This is a genomic window from Aquibium sp. ELW1220, assembly GCF_030398385.1.
Lineage (GTDB): Bacteria > Pseudomonadota > Alphaproteobacteria > Rhizobiales > Rhizobiaceae > Aquibium.
This window is the reverse complement of record NZ_JAOAOQ010000014.1, coordinates 1-16,057: the sequence shown is the minus strand read 5'-3', so window position 1 is coordinate 16,057 and position 16,057 is coordinate 1. Positions and strand designations below refer to the sequence as shown.

The window sequence follows — 16,057 nt, the reverse complement described above, 5'->3', positions numbered from 1 at the left end:
CGATAGCTCCGGTGATTGGCCGAGGCCGTGCTCGGACGGTCGAAAGTCGCGACGGCTCGACGATCGAAGGCCGCCACCGGCCGTCATCCTCGGCCTTGTGCCGAGGATCTGCCGACCGTCGAGGGTCCAGCGCGTCCCGGCACTCCGCCGCGTCGCAGGGAATGCGTGAAACCCGAGGCCGGGGCAGATCCTCGGCACAAGGCCGAGGATGACGGTCGGTCGCGCGCGATGCCGCTTGCCTGCCGTCAGCGCGAGGAAGAAAGTGATGCCTCCGGCACCGCCCGAAAAAATGTGCCGGCCGGTTCCCTGCGCTCGACAAGCCGCTACAATCCGGCCAAAGGGCAGGGCGGTCCGCCGCCGTCAGGGAGAGAGTACCATGATCCACCGCCAGATCGCCGATTGGGACGACGCCTATGCCAACGGCCCCAACATTCCGGGCGGCGACCGCTGGCCGGCCGCCTGGGTGGAGCCCGCGCGCGCCTATCGCGAGGAAATGGCGGAGGCCGGCCGCGCGCAGCTCGGCATCGCCTATGGCGAGGCCGAGCGCCACGCCTACGATCTCTTCCTGCCGGCGATCGCGGCGACCGGCCTCGTCGTCTTCGTCCATGGCGGCTACTGGATGCGCTTCGACCGCAGCCTCTGGTCGCATCTGGCGAAGGGCTGCGTCGAGAGCGGCTTTGCCGTCGCAATGCCGTCCTATTCGCTCTGCCCGGACGTGCGCATCGCCGACATCACCGGGCAGGTCGGCCGCGCGATCGAGCATGCGGCGGGCACCGTGCCCGGCCCGATCTTCCTCACCGGCCATTCCGCCGGCGGCCACCTCGCCTCGCGCATGGTCTGCGCGAATTCGCCCTTGCCCGCCGCCGTGCGGGAGCGCATCCGCAACGTCGTCTCCATTTCCGGCGTGCATGATCTGCGCCCGCTGATGCGGCTGGCGATGAACGAGACGTTGCGCGTCGATGCCGCCGAGGCTGCGGCCGAGAGCCCGGCGCTGCTCGAGCCGCTGCCCGGCACGCGCATCTGCTGCTGGGTGGGTGCGGGCGAGCGCGCCGAGTTCATCCGCCAGAACGCGCTGCTCGCCAATGTCTGGACCGGGCTCGGCGCCGAGACCGCTATCGTCGAGGAGCCCGACCGCCACCATTTCAACGTCATCGACGGTCTGGCCGATCCGTCGCATGCGCTGACGCGCACGCTGTTGACAGGCTGACCCGATCCGCCGAAGGTCGCCGCGCGGCAGCCGGATCGACCTTGGCCGCCCAGCAGATGGAGTGCCCATGCGAGCCGTTTTCGTCCAGGTCCAGTGCATCCCCGGCAAGACCTACGCCGTCGCGGACGCGCTCTTCGAGCGCGAGATCGCGTCCGAGCTATACTCGACCAGCGGCGACTACGACCTCCTGATGAAGCTCTACATCCCCGAGGACGTCGACATCGGCAAGTTCATCGACGAGAACGNGACGTCGACATCGGCAAGTTCATCGACGAGAACGTCGCCGACGTCCCCGGCATCTTCCGCACGCTGACGACGCTGACCTTCAAGGCGTTCTGAACGCAAATACTCCCCTGCGAAGCATGGTGGAGGGGGCGCGCTCCTTGCGAAGCCGGCGGAGAGCGTGATCTCCCCCCTCGTGGGGGAGATGCCGGCAGGCAGAGGGGGGCGCGACGGAGCGCGGAATTAACCCATTGACTGCCCGACGCCGTTGGCCCCCACCACCGCCTCACTCTACGGCGCCCCCCTCTGGCCTGCCGGCCATCTCCCCCACGAGGGGGGAGATCGGCAGTTCCGGCGGCAGCGCCATTCCTGCGGACCCTCGGGGTCGTCGCCACCCCATCCTCACGCGAACGCCACGTCCCTGCGCGTCCGCGTCCGCATCAGGATCGCCACCATCACCGCCACGTTGAGCACGTTCCAGGCAATCCCGTTCAGGAAGGCGGCGGCGTAGGAGCCGGTCCAGTCGTAGATCGCGCCCGACATCCAGCCCCCGACGGCCATGCCGGCGATCGTCGCCATGATGACGATGCCGATCCGCTCGCCGGCCTCGCGCGGCGGCAGGTATTCGCGCACGATGATCGCGTAGCAGGGCACGATGCCGCCTTGCGAAAGCCCGAAGACGAAGGAGACGACGTAGAGCGAGGCCAGTCCGTCGAAGGGGATGTAGAGCAGAAGCGACAGGCCCTGCAGCACCGAGCCGATCAGCAGTGTCTTCACCCCGCCGATCCGGTCGGCGACATAGCCCGAGGCGAGCCGGCTGACGATGCCGGCGGCCAGCATCAGCGACAGCATCTCGGCACCGCGCGCCACGCCGAAGCCGAGGTCGGCGCAATAGGCGACGATGTGCACCTGCGGCATCGCCATCGCCATGCAGCAGCCGAAGCCGGCGACGATCAGCAGCGTCAGCAGCGCACGGTTCGACAGGTCGATGGTGAATTTCGGCTTGGGAACCAAACCCGCGCCGCCCGCCGGTTCCGGCGCCTGCCCGCGCAGCAGCATCGACAGCGGCACGATCGTCACCACGCAGAAGAGGCCGATCCCCAGCGACGTCATGCGCCAGCCGCCGTTCTCCAGCCCGTACTGCACCACGAAGGGCCAGATCGCCCCGGCGAGATAGTTGCCGGTCGCCGATGCCGCCACCGCGATGCCGCGCTGCTTCTCGAACCAGCGCGAGACGTCGGCCATCAGCGGCCCGAAGGTCGCCGCCGTGCCGATCCCGATCAGGAGCTGTGCTGCCGCCAGCATCCAGACGCTCGGCGCAAAGGCCGCCGCCGCGAAGCCGATCGCCGAAATGACCGCCGCGACCGCCACGGGTATGGCCACGCCCATCCGGTCCACGAAGCGGCCGATCACCACGTTGCCGATGGCAAAGCCCACCATCGTCAGCGTGTAGGGCAGCGACGCTTCCCCGCGCCCCACCCCGAACTCCGCCTGCGCGGCCGGCAGCATCACCACGATCGCCCACATGCCGACGCTGCCGATCGTGCCGAGCAGCATGGCGATGCCCAGCCGGAACCAGGAATAGGGCCCGTCCGGCGCATAGGCGCGGCCGGGCGAAGGGGTGGCGGCCTGGGTCACGAAAATCCTCCCGGAGCGAAGCACGCCCCGACGCGACGATGGCGGAGGAGGCGTCCGCGTTCTACCCGCCAGTGGCGCAAGGGTGGTGGGCCAGTTCCTTCGCATCGTCACTCCGGAACGGCCTCCGAGCGCAGCGGAGGACGAGGTATCCGGGATGACGAGGGATGTGGCGGCGCCGGCGTCGCCCGCGACGACGAAGGCGGAGTGGGCGACGAAGCAGGCTGCAGCCGCGCCGCGGTCAGACCGGCCTGCTCAGATGGGCGAGCTTGATCATGTCCTGGACCGTCGCGCCGAGGTGCTGCGCGAGCTGGTTGCGTGCTTCGGTGAAGCTCTCCGTCCGCACCGACATCAGCTCCGTGCGGCTGTTCCACATTTCGTTCACGGGGACGGCGTAGCCCTGCCGCTTCAGATCCTTGGCGAGTTCCAGGAACTGATCGGCGTTCTCGACCACCCGGATCGGCTCTCCGCCGCGCGTGGCGCCTTTCGGCAGGATGACCGTCATCGGGAAGTTGTCCTTCTCGACGCTGTAAGGGTTGCCGCTGTCGTCGCCGTGGTGGAAGACCTCCCGGCCTCCGGTCTGGCCAACCGTCTGGTTGAGTTCGGGAATGAGGTCCCGGACGAACCGCGAGACGATGCCGAGGTCGCGGGTTGCCGTACCCTCTATGGAGGCGCCGAGCACCCTGGACAGCAGGTCGAGTTCGCCCGCATTGAGGTTGGGGTAGTTCTCGATGATCGTTTCGTACCTGGTGTCGGCGCGCAGGTCCACGCCGGTCCTGGCGAAGAAGGCCTCGCGGAATTCCGAACCGCTCAGGGGGCTGCCGGTTGTCGGCGCCATCCAGTCGAGAATTTCGCCTCGTGCGATGTCGACGTTCTCCGGTGTCGCTTCATAGCGCTCCTGGTTCTGTGCCAGCGCCTGGGGCACGGTCTGGGTCAGGAACTGCTTCTCGGCGGCGCGCCTGGACAGATCGGCGACAAACTCGCGCGACGGCGCCCCCTCCCGGATCGCGCTGTCCTCCTTGTCGCTCAGGCCTCCGGTCAGCTTGCCGAGTTTCTCCCTTGCGATGTCGATACGTCCCGTATCGCCGCTTGCCGCCGCCTCCCTGTATTCGTTCAACGCCGTTTCCACCGGCTTCATGAATCGCTCGACGATGGCGGTGCGGCGGCTCACCTCGGAGAAGGAGGTCATCTTGAGCGTGCTCATGTGCTCGGAGCCGAGGTCCTTGATCCGCGGCGCGACAAGCGCCAGATCGTAATCAGCGGTGACCGGCTTGCCGTCGCGATTGCCCATCACCTGGATCGGCGCGTCGGATTTCGACCAGTTGCCGTCCTTCCCCTGCTTGGCCGCGTAGATCGTGACTTCCCCGCCCTCCTCGACGGCGATGAAGTGGAAGTCTTCGCCCTTCGGCTTGTCCGTCGTCTTGAAGTCGTTGCCGGTGAGAAGGAGTTCGTTCCCGGCCAGCCCGGGCGCATGCTTCTCGATCCGCAGCGAACCCGTTTCCTTCGCCAGCATGTCCAGCCGCTCCCTGGGCATCTTGGCGTCGACCGACGTTGCGACCTTGTCCTCGATGGCATGATGGTTCTTGTCGTTGAACTTCGCCACGTCGCTGGGATCGTTGCCCTTCTTCCCGTATCGCTGGTCGACCGGGATCAGGCCGTTGAGCGGCGGCAGGTTCGAACTCTTCGCCTTGATCGACATGTCCTTGGTGCCGAACCCGCTTTCGACGAGACCGGTCGCCAGCGGATTGACGCCGCGGATGCAGATGCAGATGTCGCGGTCGTCCGCGATCGTCGTCAGGGCGACGGCGTGTTCGCCGAGAACGCCGCCCTTCTGCTGCACGGTCTGCGCGAGCTTCAGCAGGCCGGGATTGTCGTAGCTGCGCTGCAGTCCGGCGAGTTCGTTCTTTAGCGCATTGTCGAGCTTCGACGCGGGCAGTTGCATCAGCTCGGAGAGGCGGTTGCGCGAACCGGTCGACATGCCGCTTCCCTTCGGCGTCTCGTCCGAGACATCCTTGGTCAGCTTCTCGTACTTCTGGACGAGTTGCGCGACGCGACCGCCCGAAATGCCTTCGACCATGCTGCCCTCCGGACCGCCGTCCGCCCGGACAGGTTCGCCCGGATACCGGCTTGACGTCGGAGCACACTACGGGAAGGAGGCATTGATCGCCGTGTCGGGCGTCACAACGACGGCGGCGATGCGGCGACGGAGTGCCGCTGTTGCGCAGCGCATGCGAACCGCACGAGGCGGCTCGCCGGAGTTCAGACCTTCACCACCACCTTCATGAAGTCCGGCAGGTCGTCGCCGAAGCCGACGGTGCCGTCATTCATGTCGTCGTTGCGGCGGTGCCGGTTCGAATTGGCGGGCGCACGGGCGGCCGGCGGTGCCGGGCGCGGCGGGGCGCTGCGGCGGGCGGTGTTCTCGCTGCGGATGGCGTCCTTACGCTCGCGGCGCTCGACGGGCGCGGCTTCCGCCTCGTTCCCGACGTCGAGTTGCACCGATTCCGCCACGGCCTCGGCCACGGGGCTGCGCACGGGTCTGTCCTCGCGCTCTACCCTGGCCTTGCGCTCGACCTTCTCCTCGGCCGGCTTTTCGGCGCGGGCGGGCCGGTCTCCGCGTGGAGCCTGGTCGCGGCTGCGGCCGCGCTCGCGTCCGCCATCGTCGCGCTCGCGGCGGCCGGTGGCGCGCTTGGGCGCACCGCGGCCACGGCGCGGCGCGTCGTCCTCGCCTTCGCTCTGCACCACGGTCGACAGGTCGCCGTCGTGCCACTCGATCTTGTTGCCGGTCAGCTTCTCGATCGCGTCGAGATATTTCGCGTCCGACTTGGTCACGATGGTGAAGGACTTGCCGAGCCTGCCGGCGCGGCCGGTGCGGCCGATGCGGTGGACATAGTCCTCGGCATGGATCGGCACGTCGAAATTGAACACGTGGCTGACATCGGGAATGTCGAGCCCGCGCGCGGCGACGTCCGAGGCCACGAGGTAGCGCAGCTTGCCGTCGCGGAAGCCCGCCAGCATCGCCATGCGGGCGCGCTGGTCCATGTCGCCATGCAGCGCGCCGGCGTCGAAGCCGTGCCGCACCAGCGAGCGGAACAGTTCCGACACGTCCACCTTGCGGTTGCAGAAGATGATCGCGTTCTTGAGGTTCTCGTCCTCGTCGCGCATCAGCTTGCGCAGCGCCTCGCGCTTGTCCCAGCCCTTGTTGCCGGACTTGACCAGGCGCTGCGTGATGTTGACGCCCGTCGAGGCGGCCTTCGACACCTCCACGCGCACCGGCGCCTGCAGGAACTGCTCGGTCAGCTTGGTGATCTCCGGCGGCATGGTGGCCGAGAAGAACAGCGTCTGGCGGGTGAACGGGATCAGCTTGCAGATGCGCTCGATGTCGGGGATGAAGCCCATGTCGAGCATGCGGTCGGCCTCGTCGATCACGAGGATCTCGACGCCGGTCAGAAGCAGCTTGCCGCGCTCGAAATGGTCGAGCATGCGGCCGGGCGTCGCGATCAGCACGTCGGCGCCGCGCTCCAGCTTCTTTTCCTGCTCGTCGAACGACACGCCGCCGATGAGCAGCGCGATGTTGAGCCGGTGGTTCTTGCCGTACTTGATGAAGTTCTCTTCCACCTGCGCGGCGAGTTCCCGCGTCGGCTCGAGGATCAGCGTGCGCGGCATGCGCGCCCGGGCGCGGCCCTTTTCGATGCGCGTGATCATCGGCAGCACGAAGGCGGCCGTCTTGCCGGTGCCGGTCTGGGCGATGCCCAGCACGTCCTTGCCGGCGACGGCATGCGGGATGGCGCCCGCCTGGATGGGGGTGGGGATGGTGTAACCGGCGTCGGTGACGGCGGCGAGCACCTTGGCCGACAGGCCGAGGTCTGAAAACTTCACCGCTTCCGGAGCGTTCTGGTCGTCTGATGACACGATATCGATTGTCTTTAATCTGTGCGGGCCGCGTCGGAGGTGCGCGGCGGACCGGGCGCTTTTGCGCAATGCGTCAGTGCCGTTACGGTGCAATGCGGCAAAAGTCAACCTTTCGCAGCGTCCGCACGACCGAAAGCTTAACGGAAACCGGGCACTTGGGTTCCCTTGCGCGTCTGATCCGGGCGTTTCTGCGCTCAGTAGCGGAACTGTTCGGCCAGGATGCGCTCGTCCCACGAGTGGCTGGCGTCGAACAGGATCGTGGCCGTCGCGTCGGACGTCTCGCGGATCGTCACCGAGATCACCGACTTCACCTCGGTGTGGTCGGCCACCGCGTTCACCGGCCGCTTGTCGGCTTCCAGCACGTCGAAGCGCACCGTCGAGCGGTTGGGGATCAGCGCCCCGCGCCAGCGCCGCGGCCGGAACGCGCTCACCGGCGTCAGCGCCAGAAGCGGCGCGTCGAGCGGCAGGATCGGTCCCTGCGCCGAAAGATTGTAGGCGGTCGAGCCCGCCGGGGTCGCCACCATCACGCCGTCGCAGATCAGCTCGTCCAGCCGCACATGGTCGTCGATGGTGATGCGGATCTTGGCTGCCTGATAGGATTGCCGCAGAAGCGACACCTCGTTGATCGCCAGCGCGTCGATCTCGGCGCCGTCCGCGGTGATCGCCTGCATCCGGAGCGGCCGGATCGTCTCGGCGATCGCCGCCGCCACCCGCTCGCGCAGGTCGTTCTCGCGGTATTCGTTCATCAGGAACCCGACGGTGCCCTGGTTCATGCCGTAGATCTTGCAGCCGGCATTCATGTTGGCGTGCAGCGTCTGCAGCATGAAGCCGTCGCCGCCCAGCGCCACGATCACCTCGGCATCCTCCGGCCGCTCCTGGCCATAGAGCGCCGAAAGCCGCTGCGCGGCCTCCTGGGCCTGCTCGGTCTCCGACGCGATGAACGCCAGGGTCGGCAACGTCATGTGCATGCTCTCTCCGCCCGCCGCCCGTGACAGGCGGCCCGGGCGGGTTAGCATGGCGGGCCGCCGGGGGAAAGCACGGCCGCGCCACCCGATCCTCCGCCGCACGCGGCAATTCCGGGACGGGCAACACGAGCGGCCCGCCCCGGCGGGACCCACCGCCAAGCGTGATGGAATCGGCATCACGTTCCCCCTCCGCGTCCCGCAGCGCCACCCCCTCCGCTTCGTCATCCCGCAACGACGTTCGAGCGGAGCGAAGAAGGTCGCATGCGGGATCCATGCCTCGCCGGCAATGCACCCGGTCCGGTAAGGTCACCCTCCAGGCCACCCCACTTTCCATCGACCTCTGCGTCGCCGCCGCCGAGGCATGAATCCCCGGTTCTGCGCAACGGCCTTCGGCCTGCTTCGCTTGAGGATGATGACGCGGAGGGAACGGCCCGCCGCCGCGGCGTCCCCCCTCGGCGTAATCCCGGGTCCGCGCAACGGAACCCGGGATCCAGAGCGCCGCCGCGCGCGGCTTCGCGCCGGCCTGCGAAATCCGCGCGCGGCCTCCCGCCCCGCAATCCCCCGCCCATCCACCCCCGCGGCCGCCAGTCACCCCTTTACTGGCGTGCGAATTATGCTAACGAAACGCCGATGCCCTTGTAGCTCAGCTGGTAGAGCAGCGGTTTTGTAAACCGAAGGTCGCGGGTTCGATTCCTGCCGGGGGCACCATGGGAGCATGCGCACTGTTTGGTATGAGAAACATCGCCCGGTTTCGCCTTCTCAACGGTTCTTCCGGCCTTCTGGTCGACGGGCAGAACTTACCGAGTATGGCACATCCGTTGAATGTCAGGCTGGGCACGCGCAACTCAGCACAGCCGCGCACATTTCGTCGCGGCGCGCGCGCTCTGTATGGCTCGGCGCGGTGATTGCAGTTGGCAATTCGAAACAGCCGAGGGCACCCTTCGGGCCTCGCCGCCAAACGACTGCGCGGCCCCTACAAGCCTAGGAACGCCCGTCCCGGTCGGCTTGCACGATACCTCACGTCATGAGCCGGGATCGGGCTTTCTCTGGTAAGTGGCGATGTTCGCCTGGGCGCCGACTTCGGCAATGCCGTCCAGTCAACTGCTGCAATCGACCGGAATGTGGCAAAGATATCGAATGCTTCGCGCCGGAATAGTCCACGGCGTTGTTGAGTGGCTCTTCACCAGCCGAGGCTTGTCTTGAAGGGTGCCCGCAGTAGCCAATGCTCTTGCCTTCGACTGCGTTCGTTCCACGGCGGTTTAAGCCGATGCTGTTGATACACGGCCAGGTTGGTGTGCTATCTCTGCCTCGTAGGGGGGCAGGGAATCATGACACCATCCGTTGGAGAGTTCGTCCGCGTTCGTTCGCGCCGCTGGTTGGTCGAGAGCGGACCGCAGGACGCGAAATTCCCCGTCGTGCGCCTCGCCTGTATCGACGACGACGCCGCGGGCGAGACGGTAGAGATCCTCTGGAACGCGGAACTCGATGCCGAAGTGCTCGGTGATGAGGGCTGGGGACAGATCGCCAAGCAAGGAACCGACGATCCTTCGACCTTCTCAGCCTATCTCAAGACCCTGCGGTGGAACACGGCAACGTCGTCGGACAGAGAGCTTTTCCAGGCTCCATTCCGCGCCGGTATCCATCTCGACGCGTTTCAGCTCCTACCCCTTCGCAAGGCGCTGCGCCTACCTCGTGTGAACCTGCTAATCGCCGACGACGTCGGCGCAGGCAAGACGATCGAAGCAGGGCTCGTCCTCCGCGAACTGTTGCTCCGGCACCGTATTGACTTCGTTCTGGTGGCCGCTCCGGCAGGAACGGTGCGCCAGTGGCAGGATGAACTGGAGACCAAGTTCGGCCTGTCGTTCACCATCGTCGATCGAGAGCATCTGAACGTGCTGCGACGGGAACGCGGATACGGTGCCGAACCATGGTCGTCGGGCTCGCGCTTTATCCTGTCGCATTCGCTGTTGACCGACGAGACCTATGTCGCAGGACTGCGCGACCTGCTCGGGGATTTCCGGCCGCGGTCGCTGCTGATTCTGGACGAGGCGCACCACGCCGCGCCTGCAAGCGGGATGAAGTATGCGATTGAAAGCCAGTTCACGCGCGTCGTGCGCGGCCTCGCTGATCGCTTCGAGCACCGTCTGTTCCTGTCGGCAACCCCTCACAACGGCCATTCGAATTCCTTCTCGGCGCTGCTCGAGATCCTCGACCCGCAGCGATTCACCCGCGGCGTGCCGGTCCGGCCGAAGGATCTGGACCCGGTCATGGTTCGACGGCTGAAGTCCGACCTACGCCATTTCGGAGAGCGGTTTCCGCTCCGAAAGGTCGAGCCCATCCGGATCGCCGACCTGCCGCGGACCGCACCCGAACTCGTGCTTGCCTCCATGCTGCGCGGATATGCGGACGCGGTGCGGGCGAAGGCGGAGGGGCTTCCGCCCAGACAGGCCGGATATGTGCGGCTGACGCTGGTCGGCCTGCAGCAGCGGCTCCTTTCGTCGATCGCGGCTTTCGCCAGGACGCTGGAGGTGCATCGCAAAGGCCTTCTGCGTGCGGGCGACGGGGAAACGGCGAGCTTAGCGGCAAGTGGGCTCGGCCAGGCTGCGGAGATAGAGGAAGAACCGCAGGACGAGGCTGCCGCCGAATTGCTGCTGGATCAGGAGGAGAACGCGGCCGCGGAAGCGGCTGGCATGGCCACGGCCGCCGTCTCCGATCTCGCTATGGTCGACGAGATGCTGAAGGTAGCGCGTCGGCACGCACAGGAGCCGGATGCTCGTGTCGTTCGCCTCGCCCAGTGGATTCGCGAGAACATGGCTCCCGGCGGGCGGTGGAACGAGCGCCGTCTCATCCTCTTCACCGAATACGAGGATACCCGCCGTTGGATGGAAAAGCGGCTCCAGGAGGCGCTCGACGATCTCGCGCCTGACGATCGCATTGCCTGCTTCACGGGGGCCACCTCGACGGATCGCCGCGAAGAGCTGAAGCGCCGCTTCAACGCCGATCCGGCGGAAGACCCGTTGCGAATTCTGATCTGCACCGATGCCGCGCGGGAGGGCATCAATCTGCAGATGCGTTGCCACGACCTGGTCCACGTCGACCTGCCCTGGAATCCTGCACGGCTCGAACAACGCAACGGCCGAATCGACCGCAAGCTGCAGCCCTCTCCCGTCGTGTATTGCCGCTATTTCATCTACGAGCAGCGCGAGGAGGATGTCGTCCTGCAGGCGCTGGTCCGCAAGACGGAGAAGATCCAGGACGAGCTCGGTTCCGCCGGACAGGTCATCGCCGAACGCATCAACCGACGGCTGATGCAGGACGGCATCCGCGGCGCAAGCGGCCTCGCTCGCGAGATCGAGGGCGATGGCGACACCCCGGACGAGCAGACCAGGACGGCCGTCGAGGAAATGGACGACACGGTGGTCGCGCGTCGCGCCCGGCAGGCGAAGGAGCTCGATGACCTCCGATCCGCGCTGGAGGATTCTCGTGCACGGGTCGGCGTGGACCCCAACGACCTGAAAGCGGTGATGTCGGTCGCGCTCACCCGCACGGGCACCACGCTCGACGCACACCGCGATGGCGCGGTCGGAGAGATCCCAACCTTCCGCCTCGACCCGTCGGAACCTGCCTTCCAGACGGCGGGCTGGGCGGAGGCTCTGGACGACCTGCGGGTCCGCCGGCGCAAGCGGGGCGAGACACTGAAGGACTGGCGTCGCGACGCGCCGGTCCGCTCCTTCAGCTTCCGGCCTGCGATAACGGAGGCAGGCGTTGATGCAGAAGGCGTGGTCCAGGTGCATCTCGAACATCGCCTTGTGCGGCGGCTGCTCGCGCGTTTCCTGGCACAAGGATTCGCGTCCGGCCTGTCACGGGCGAGCGTAGTCATCGGCCCTGGCGCCCAGCCGCGCGTCGTGCTGATCGGTCGGCTGGCCCTTTACGGTCCCGGGGCGGCGCGCCTGCACGAGGAAATCATCCTGGTTACCGCGGCGTGGACGGAAGCCGGACGCGGCACGAAGCCGCTGAAGCCGTTCGGGCCGACCCGCGAAGCGGCGACGCTCGTGCAGCTCGAGGAAGCCTTCCGGGCAGCGCGCGTGCCCGCGTCACAGATCGTCGACCGCATCCGGCAGTTCGCGGCTCAGGACGCTGCCGATCTGGAACCGGAGCTGCGCGCCCGCGCCGAAGAGGCCAAGGCCGAGGCGGCGAAGGATCTCGCCAAGATTGCCGAGGCGGAGGCGACCTCGTTGAAGCGCCTGCTCGAAGACCAGCGATCCCGTATCGCCAAAGCCGATGCCGAGCCCGACGACAGGCAGATGAGCTTTCTCCCCGAGATCGTGGAGGAGGTGGAGCAGCGGCGGCGGGATCGGCGGCACTGGAAGGCGAAGCTCGATCGGCTGACGAGCGACATCGAGACCGGGCCCAAGCGGGTCCGCGAATCCTATGGCGTGGTGGCAGACCGGCTGGAGACCATCGGTCTCGTCTATCTCTGGCCGGAGGGGAACTGAGCATGGCGGGTTTTGATCCGAACGACGAATGGCTCGGCCACGTCCAGCCCGTCGGCCTCGTCGTCGCCCCGGTGGTGCTGAAGGCCTACGACCTCGTGCCAGAGCAGCAGACGCGCTCCGATACGGAGGCGGTGAAGCCGCATCTGTCGCAGACGGAGAGCGGCCCTGCGCTTCTCGATCCATGGGCCTTCTTCGCCGATATTCTCGGCTGGCGGCCGGGCCGCGTCGCGGGCAGTCCCGGCGGCGCGCCGATCCCCGACGAGCTGGTTCTCCGCATTGAGGAGAGCGACATCGAGATCGCGCCGCACTGGGCGGTCGCCGATCCCGAAGGCGGCTGGCAGATGCTGGTTCGGATCGAGGCGGCGGGCGTCGATCCGGACGGGCGCGGCGCGCTGGAAGGCTGGGAAGCGACGCCGCATCAGCGGCTGGAGCGCCTGTGCAAGGATCGGCAGGTCCGGACGGGAATCCTTATGACCGACGGCGAACTGCGCCTGATCCACGCCCCACGCGGGGAGACCAGCGGCTGGCTGCGCTTCCCTCTGCGCTCGCTGGGCGAGGTCGGCGGAAGGCCGATGCTCGGCGGCCTGAAGCTGCTCCTCTCCTCCTTCCGGCTGCACAACGACGCGCCGGAACGCCGTCTCCCGGCACTACTCCAGAAGAGCCGGGACGAGCAGGCCGAGGTGTCGACCAAGCTCGCCGCACAGGTACTCGGTGCGTTGCACGAGCTGATGCGCGGCATTCATGACGCCGACCGCGCGCGCATGGAGCGGCTCGCACGCGAACGGCCCGAGCATGTCTATGATGGCCTCCTGACGGTGCTGCTGCGCCTTGTCTTCCTGCTCTATGCCGAGGATCGCGAGTTGATCCCGTCACGTACCGACGCGGAGGCACGGCGGCTCTACGACCAGGGCTACGGCGTCCGGACGTTGCATGCGCGCCTGGCAGAGGATCGCGCACGGCATGAGCTGACCATGCACCTTCGGCGTGGCGCCTGGGCGCGGCTGCTCGCGCTGTTCCGGCTCGTGCATCAGGGCGACCGTTCCGGCGATTGGATTCGCGGGCGTGGCGGCAAGCTGTTCGATCCCGCGGCCTTTCCTTTCCTGCAGGGCCAGGACGATCCGAAGGATCCCCCGAAGCCGGCCGAGGTGTCGGACGAATGCGTGGCAAAGGTGCTCGACCGCCTGCTGGTGCTGAGCGGCGAGAAGCTCTCCTACCGCACGCTCGACGTCGAGCAGATCGGCAGCGTCTACGAGACCGTGATGGGATTCACGGTGGAGACGATGGACGGCCCGGCGCTGGCCATTCGGGCGGGCAAACACGACCGGACGCCGGTCTTCGTCGACCTGAACCGGCTGCTCGCGGCAAAGCCGAACGACCGTGCGAAGTTCCTGAAGGATGAGGCTGACCGGGGCAAGGTGACGGACAAGGTCGGCAAGGCGTTGAAGGAGGCGGGCACGATCGACGAGCTGGTCGCGGCGCTGACTCCCATTGTCGATGAACGTGCCTCGCCGGGCGCTGCAGTCGCCGCCGCCGGTACGCCGCTCCTGCAGCCGACCGACGAGCGGCGGCGGACGGGCAGCCACTACACGCCGCGCTCGCTGACCGCCCCCATCGTGCAGCATGCGCTCGAGCCTGCATTCGAGCGGATCGGACCGGACGCAAAGCCGGAAGACGTGCTGTCGCTCAAGGTGTGCGACCCCGCCATGGGCTCGGGTGCCTTCCTGGTGGAGGCCTGCCGTGCGCTGGGCGATCGTCTGGTGCTGGCTTGGGCGCGCTGGCCGCAGACCCGGCCTACCATTCCGCCGGACGAGGACGAGCCGCTCCATGCCCGCCGGCTGGTGGCGCAGCGTTGCCTCTACGGCGTCGACCGGAATCCGCGGGCTGTCGACCTCGCCAAGCTGTCGTTGTGGCTGGCTACGCTCGCGCGCGACCATGAGTTCACCTTCGTCGACCACGCGCTGAAGTCCGGCGACAGTCTGGTCGGGCTGACCAAGGATCAGATCGCCGCGACGCACTGGGACACGACGAAGCAACCGACCTTCGTCGGAAAGCTCGTGTCCGACCATCTGAAGGAAGCCGAAAGGCTGCGTTTCGACATCCAGAAGCGGGCGGAATGGGCGAGCGCCGCCGAGCTTGGGGCACAGTTGCGCATCGTCGACGCGCGGCTCGATATGGCGCGGCTCGTAGGTGACGGCGTGCTTGCCGCGTTCTTTTCAGCAGGCAAACCTAAGGCTCGGATCGCTGCACTGGTAGACTTCCAGAAGATCGTGCAGACCAACATCAGCGCATCGGACTGGTTCGATCGAATCGCGGATCGTTCCGCTGGCCTTACTATAGGTAAGGCCGCCCTGCGGCCATTCCACTGGCCGGTGGAGTTTCCTGAGGTGTTCGATCCGCGGGCGCGTGCCGGCAATCCGGGGTTCGACGCCATTGTCGGGAATCCTCCGTTTGCCGGCAAGAACACCATCATCGCTGGAAATCGAGACCACTATCTGCCTTGGCTGCAGACTCTGCACGAGGGCGCGCACGGCAATGCCGATCTGGTGGCGCATTTCTTTCTGCGCGCCTTTCACCTTTCGCGACAGGGCGGCTCGTTCGGCCTCATCGCCACCAACACCATCGGCCAGGGCGATACACGCGCAACGGGTCTGACCAGGATCATAGCGGAAGGCGGCGCAGTCGCCCGCGCCACGCGGCGGCTGAAATGGCCGGGCGAGGCAGCAGTGGTGGTGTCGGTGGTGCACGTCGTGAAAGGTGCGGCGGCTGCGCCCGTGCTCGATAGGCGGCGTGTGCGCCGCATTTCGGCCTATCTGGTCGAGGGTGATCTCGATACGTCGCCTGCTGCCCTTGTCGCCAATTCCGGCAAGGCGTTTGTAGGGTCATACGTGCTCGGCATGGGCTTCACCTTCGATGATGTCGCTGCCGCGAAGGGTGAGGCCGAGAGCCTCGACATGATGCGATCACTAATCGCGAAGGACTCCCGAAACTCCGAGCGTATTTTTCCTTTCATTGGTGGTGAGGAGGTCAATACTGATCCCACGCATGCGCACCACCGCTACGTAATTGACTTTAGGTCGTTTCCACATCGCCGCGACCCCACTCTCAAGAGTTGGATGACAATGAATGTTCGAGAGCGCGAAGCCGCACTCTCACGGTTCGTCGTGCCGGCCGACTACCCAGAATCAGTCGCCTCTGATTGGCCTGATCTGATCGAAATTGTTGAGAGGCGCGTGAAGCCCTCTCGTTTGACCCAAGGATCGATTGTAAACCCAGAGAGATGGTGGATGCATGCGCGTTCAGCAGCCGATCTCTACAACGCGATAAGAAACAACAATAATGTTCTGATAACTGGCCAGACATCGACGCATTTTTGCTTTGCGATGCTCCCTGCTGGAATGAGGTTTTCACACAAGATCATCGCAATATCAGGTGAGAGTTGGCATTTCTTCGCGGTTCTTCAAAGTTCTGCCCATGAGCTTTGGAGCAGGCTGCTTGGGTCAACCCTCAAGTATCCCCTCATTTATTATCCGACGGCGAGGACGGCGGCGGTGAGGTTGTTTTGGCGGATCAACGCCTGGAAGCGCTGGATCAGGGCGCATAAGTCTGGCTCCGGCATGTTGGGA

Annotated in this window: 7 protein-coding genes, 1 tRNA gene and 1 pseudogene; 5 read left to right on the top strand and 4 right to left on the bottom strand. The window is 66.5% G+C overall.

Annotation, left to right across the window (positions count from 1 at the left end):
* The first annotated feature begins 376 nt into the window (after positions 1–376).
* Positions 377–1,207 carry an alpha/beta hydrolase gene (locus N1F91_RS14205; RefSeq protein WP_289993005.1) on the top strand — a complete coding sequence of 277 codons (831 nt, stop codon included), beginning with the start codon at positions 377–379 and terminating at the stop codon, positions 1,205–1,207.
* A 67-nt stretch (positions 1,208–1,274) separates the two neighbouring features.
* Positions 1,275–1,546: pseudogene (locus tag N1F91_RS14200) on the top strand (Lrp/AsnC ligand binding domain-containing protein).
* 285 nt (positions 1,547–1,831) lie between these two features.
* On the opposite strand, the gene N1F91_RS14195 reads toward N1F91_RS14200, so the two are convergent.
* From N1F91_RS14195 to N1F91_RS14180, 4 genes are all read right to left on the bottom strand, one after another.
* The gene (locus tag N1F91_RS14195; RefSeq protein ID WP_289993148.1) at positions 1,832–2,986 is read right to left on the bottom strand and encodes an MFS transporter; all 1,155 of its coding nucleotides are present in this window, start codon (positions 2,984–2,986) and stop codon (positions 1,832–1,834) included.
* A gap of 319 nt (positions 2,987–3,305) precedes the next feature.
* Entirely contained in the window at positions 3,306–5,141 is a 1,836-nt protein-coding gene (locus tag N1F91_RS14190; RefSeq protein WP_289993004.1) for an anthrax toxin-like adenylyl cyclase domain-containing protein, read from the bottom strand.
* A gap of 182 nt (positions 5,142–5,323) precedes the next feature.
* Positions 5,324–6,973: a DEAD/DEAH box helicase gene (locus N1F91_RS14185; protein WP_289993003.1), complete on the bottom strand. Its 1,650-nt coding sequence runs from the start codon at positions 6,971–6,973 to the stop codon at positions 5,324–5,326.
* A 194-nt stretch (positions 6,974–7,167) separates the two neighbouring features.
* Positions 7,168–7,941, bottom strand: coding sequence for an NAD kinase (locus N1F91_RS14180; protein WP_289993000.1), 774 nt, complete (start codon positions 7,939–7,941; stop codon positions 7,168–7,170).
* Positions 7,942–8,570: 629 nt separating this feature from the next.
* Between N1F91_RS14180 and N1F91_RS14175 the strand changes: the two genes are divergently transcribed.
* The 3 genes from N1F91_RS14175 to N1F91_RS14165 all read left to right on the top strand — a co-directional run.
* Positions 8,571–8,646: transfer RNA gene (locus tag N1F91_RS14175), tRNA-Thr, on the top strand.
* Positions 8,647–9,266: 620 nt separating this feature from the next.
* Entirely contained in the window at positions 9,267–12,434 is a 3,168-nt protein-coding gene (gene drmD / locus N1F91_RS14170; protein WP_289992999.1) for a DISARM system SNF2-like helicase DrmD, read from the top strand.
* A 2-nt stretch (positions 12,435–12,436) separates the two neighbouring features.
* The coding region (locus N1F91_RS14165) for a DNA methyltransferase (protein ID WP_289992998.1) at positions 12,437–16,057 on the top strand (3,621 nt) is incomplete at its 3' end.

Coding starts and splice junctions, on each gene's coding strand:
- N1F91_RS14190 (WP_289993004.1), bottom strand. CDS start 5,141: ATGGTCGAAGGCATTTCGGGCGGTCGCGTCGCGCAACTCGTCCAGAAG.
- drmD (WP_289992999.1), top strand. CDS start 9,267: ATGACACCATCCGTTGGAGAGTTCGTCCGCGTTCGTTCGCGCCGCTGG.
- N1F91_RS14195 (WP_289993148.1), bottom strand. CDS start 2,986: ATGCTGCTCGGCACGATCGGCAGCGTCGGCATGTGGGCGATCGTGGTG.
- N1F91_RS14205 (WP_289993005.1), top strand. CDS start 377: ATGATCCACCGCCAGATCGCCGATTGGGACGACGCCTATGCCAACGGC.
- N1F91_RS14180 (WP_289993000.1), bottom strand. CDS start 7,941: ATGCACATGACGTTGCCGACCCTGGCGTTCATCGCGTCGGAGACCGAG.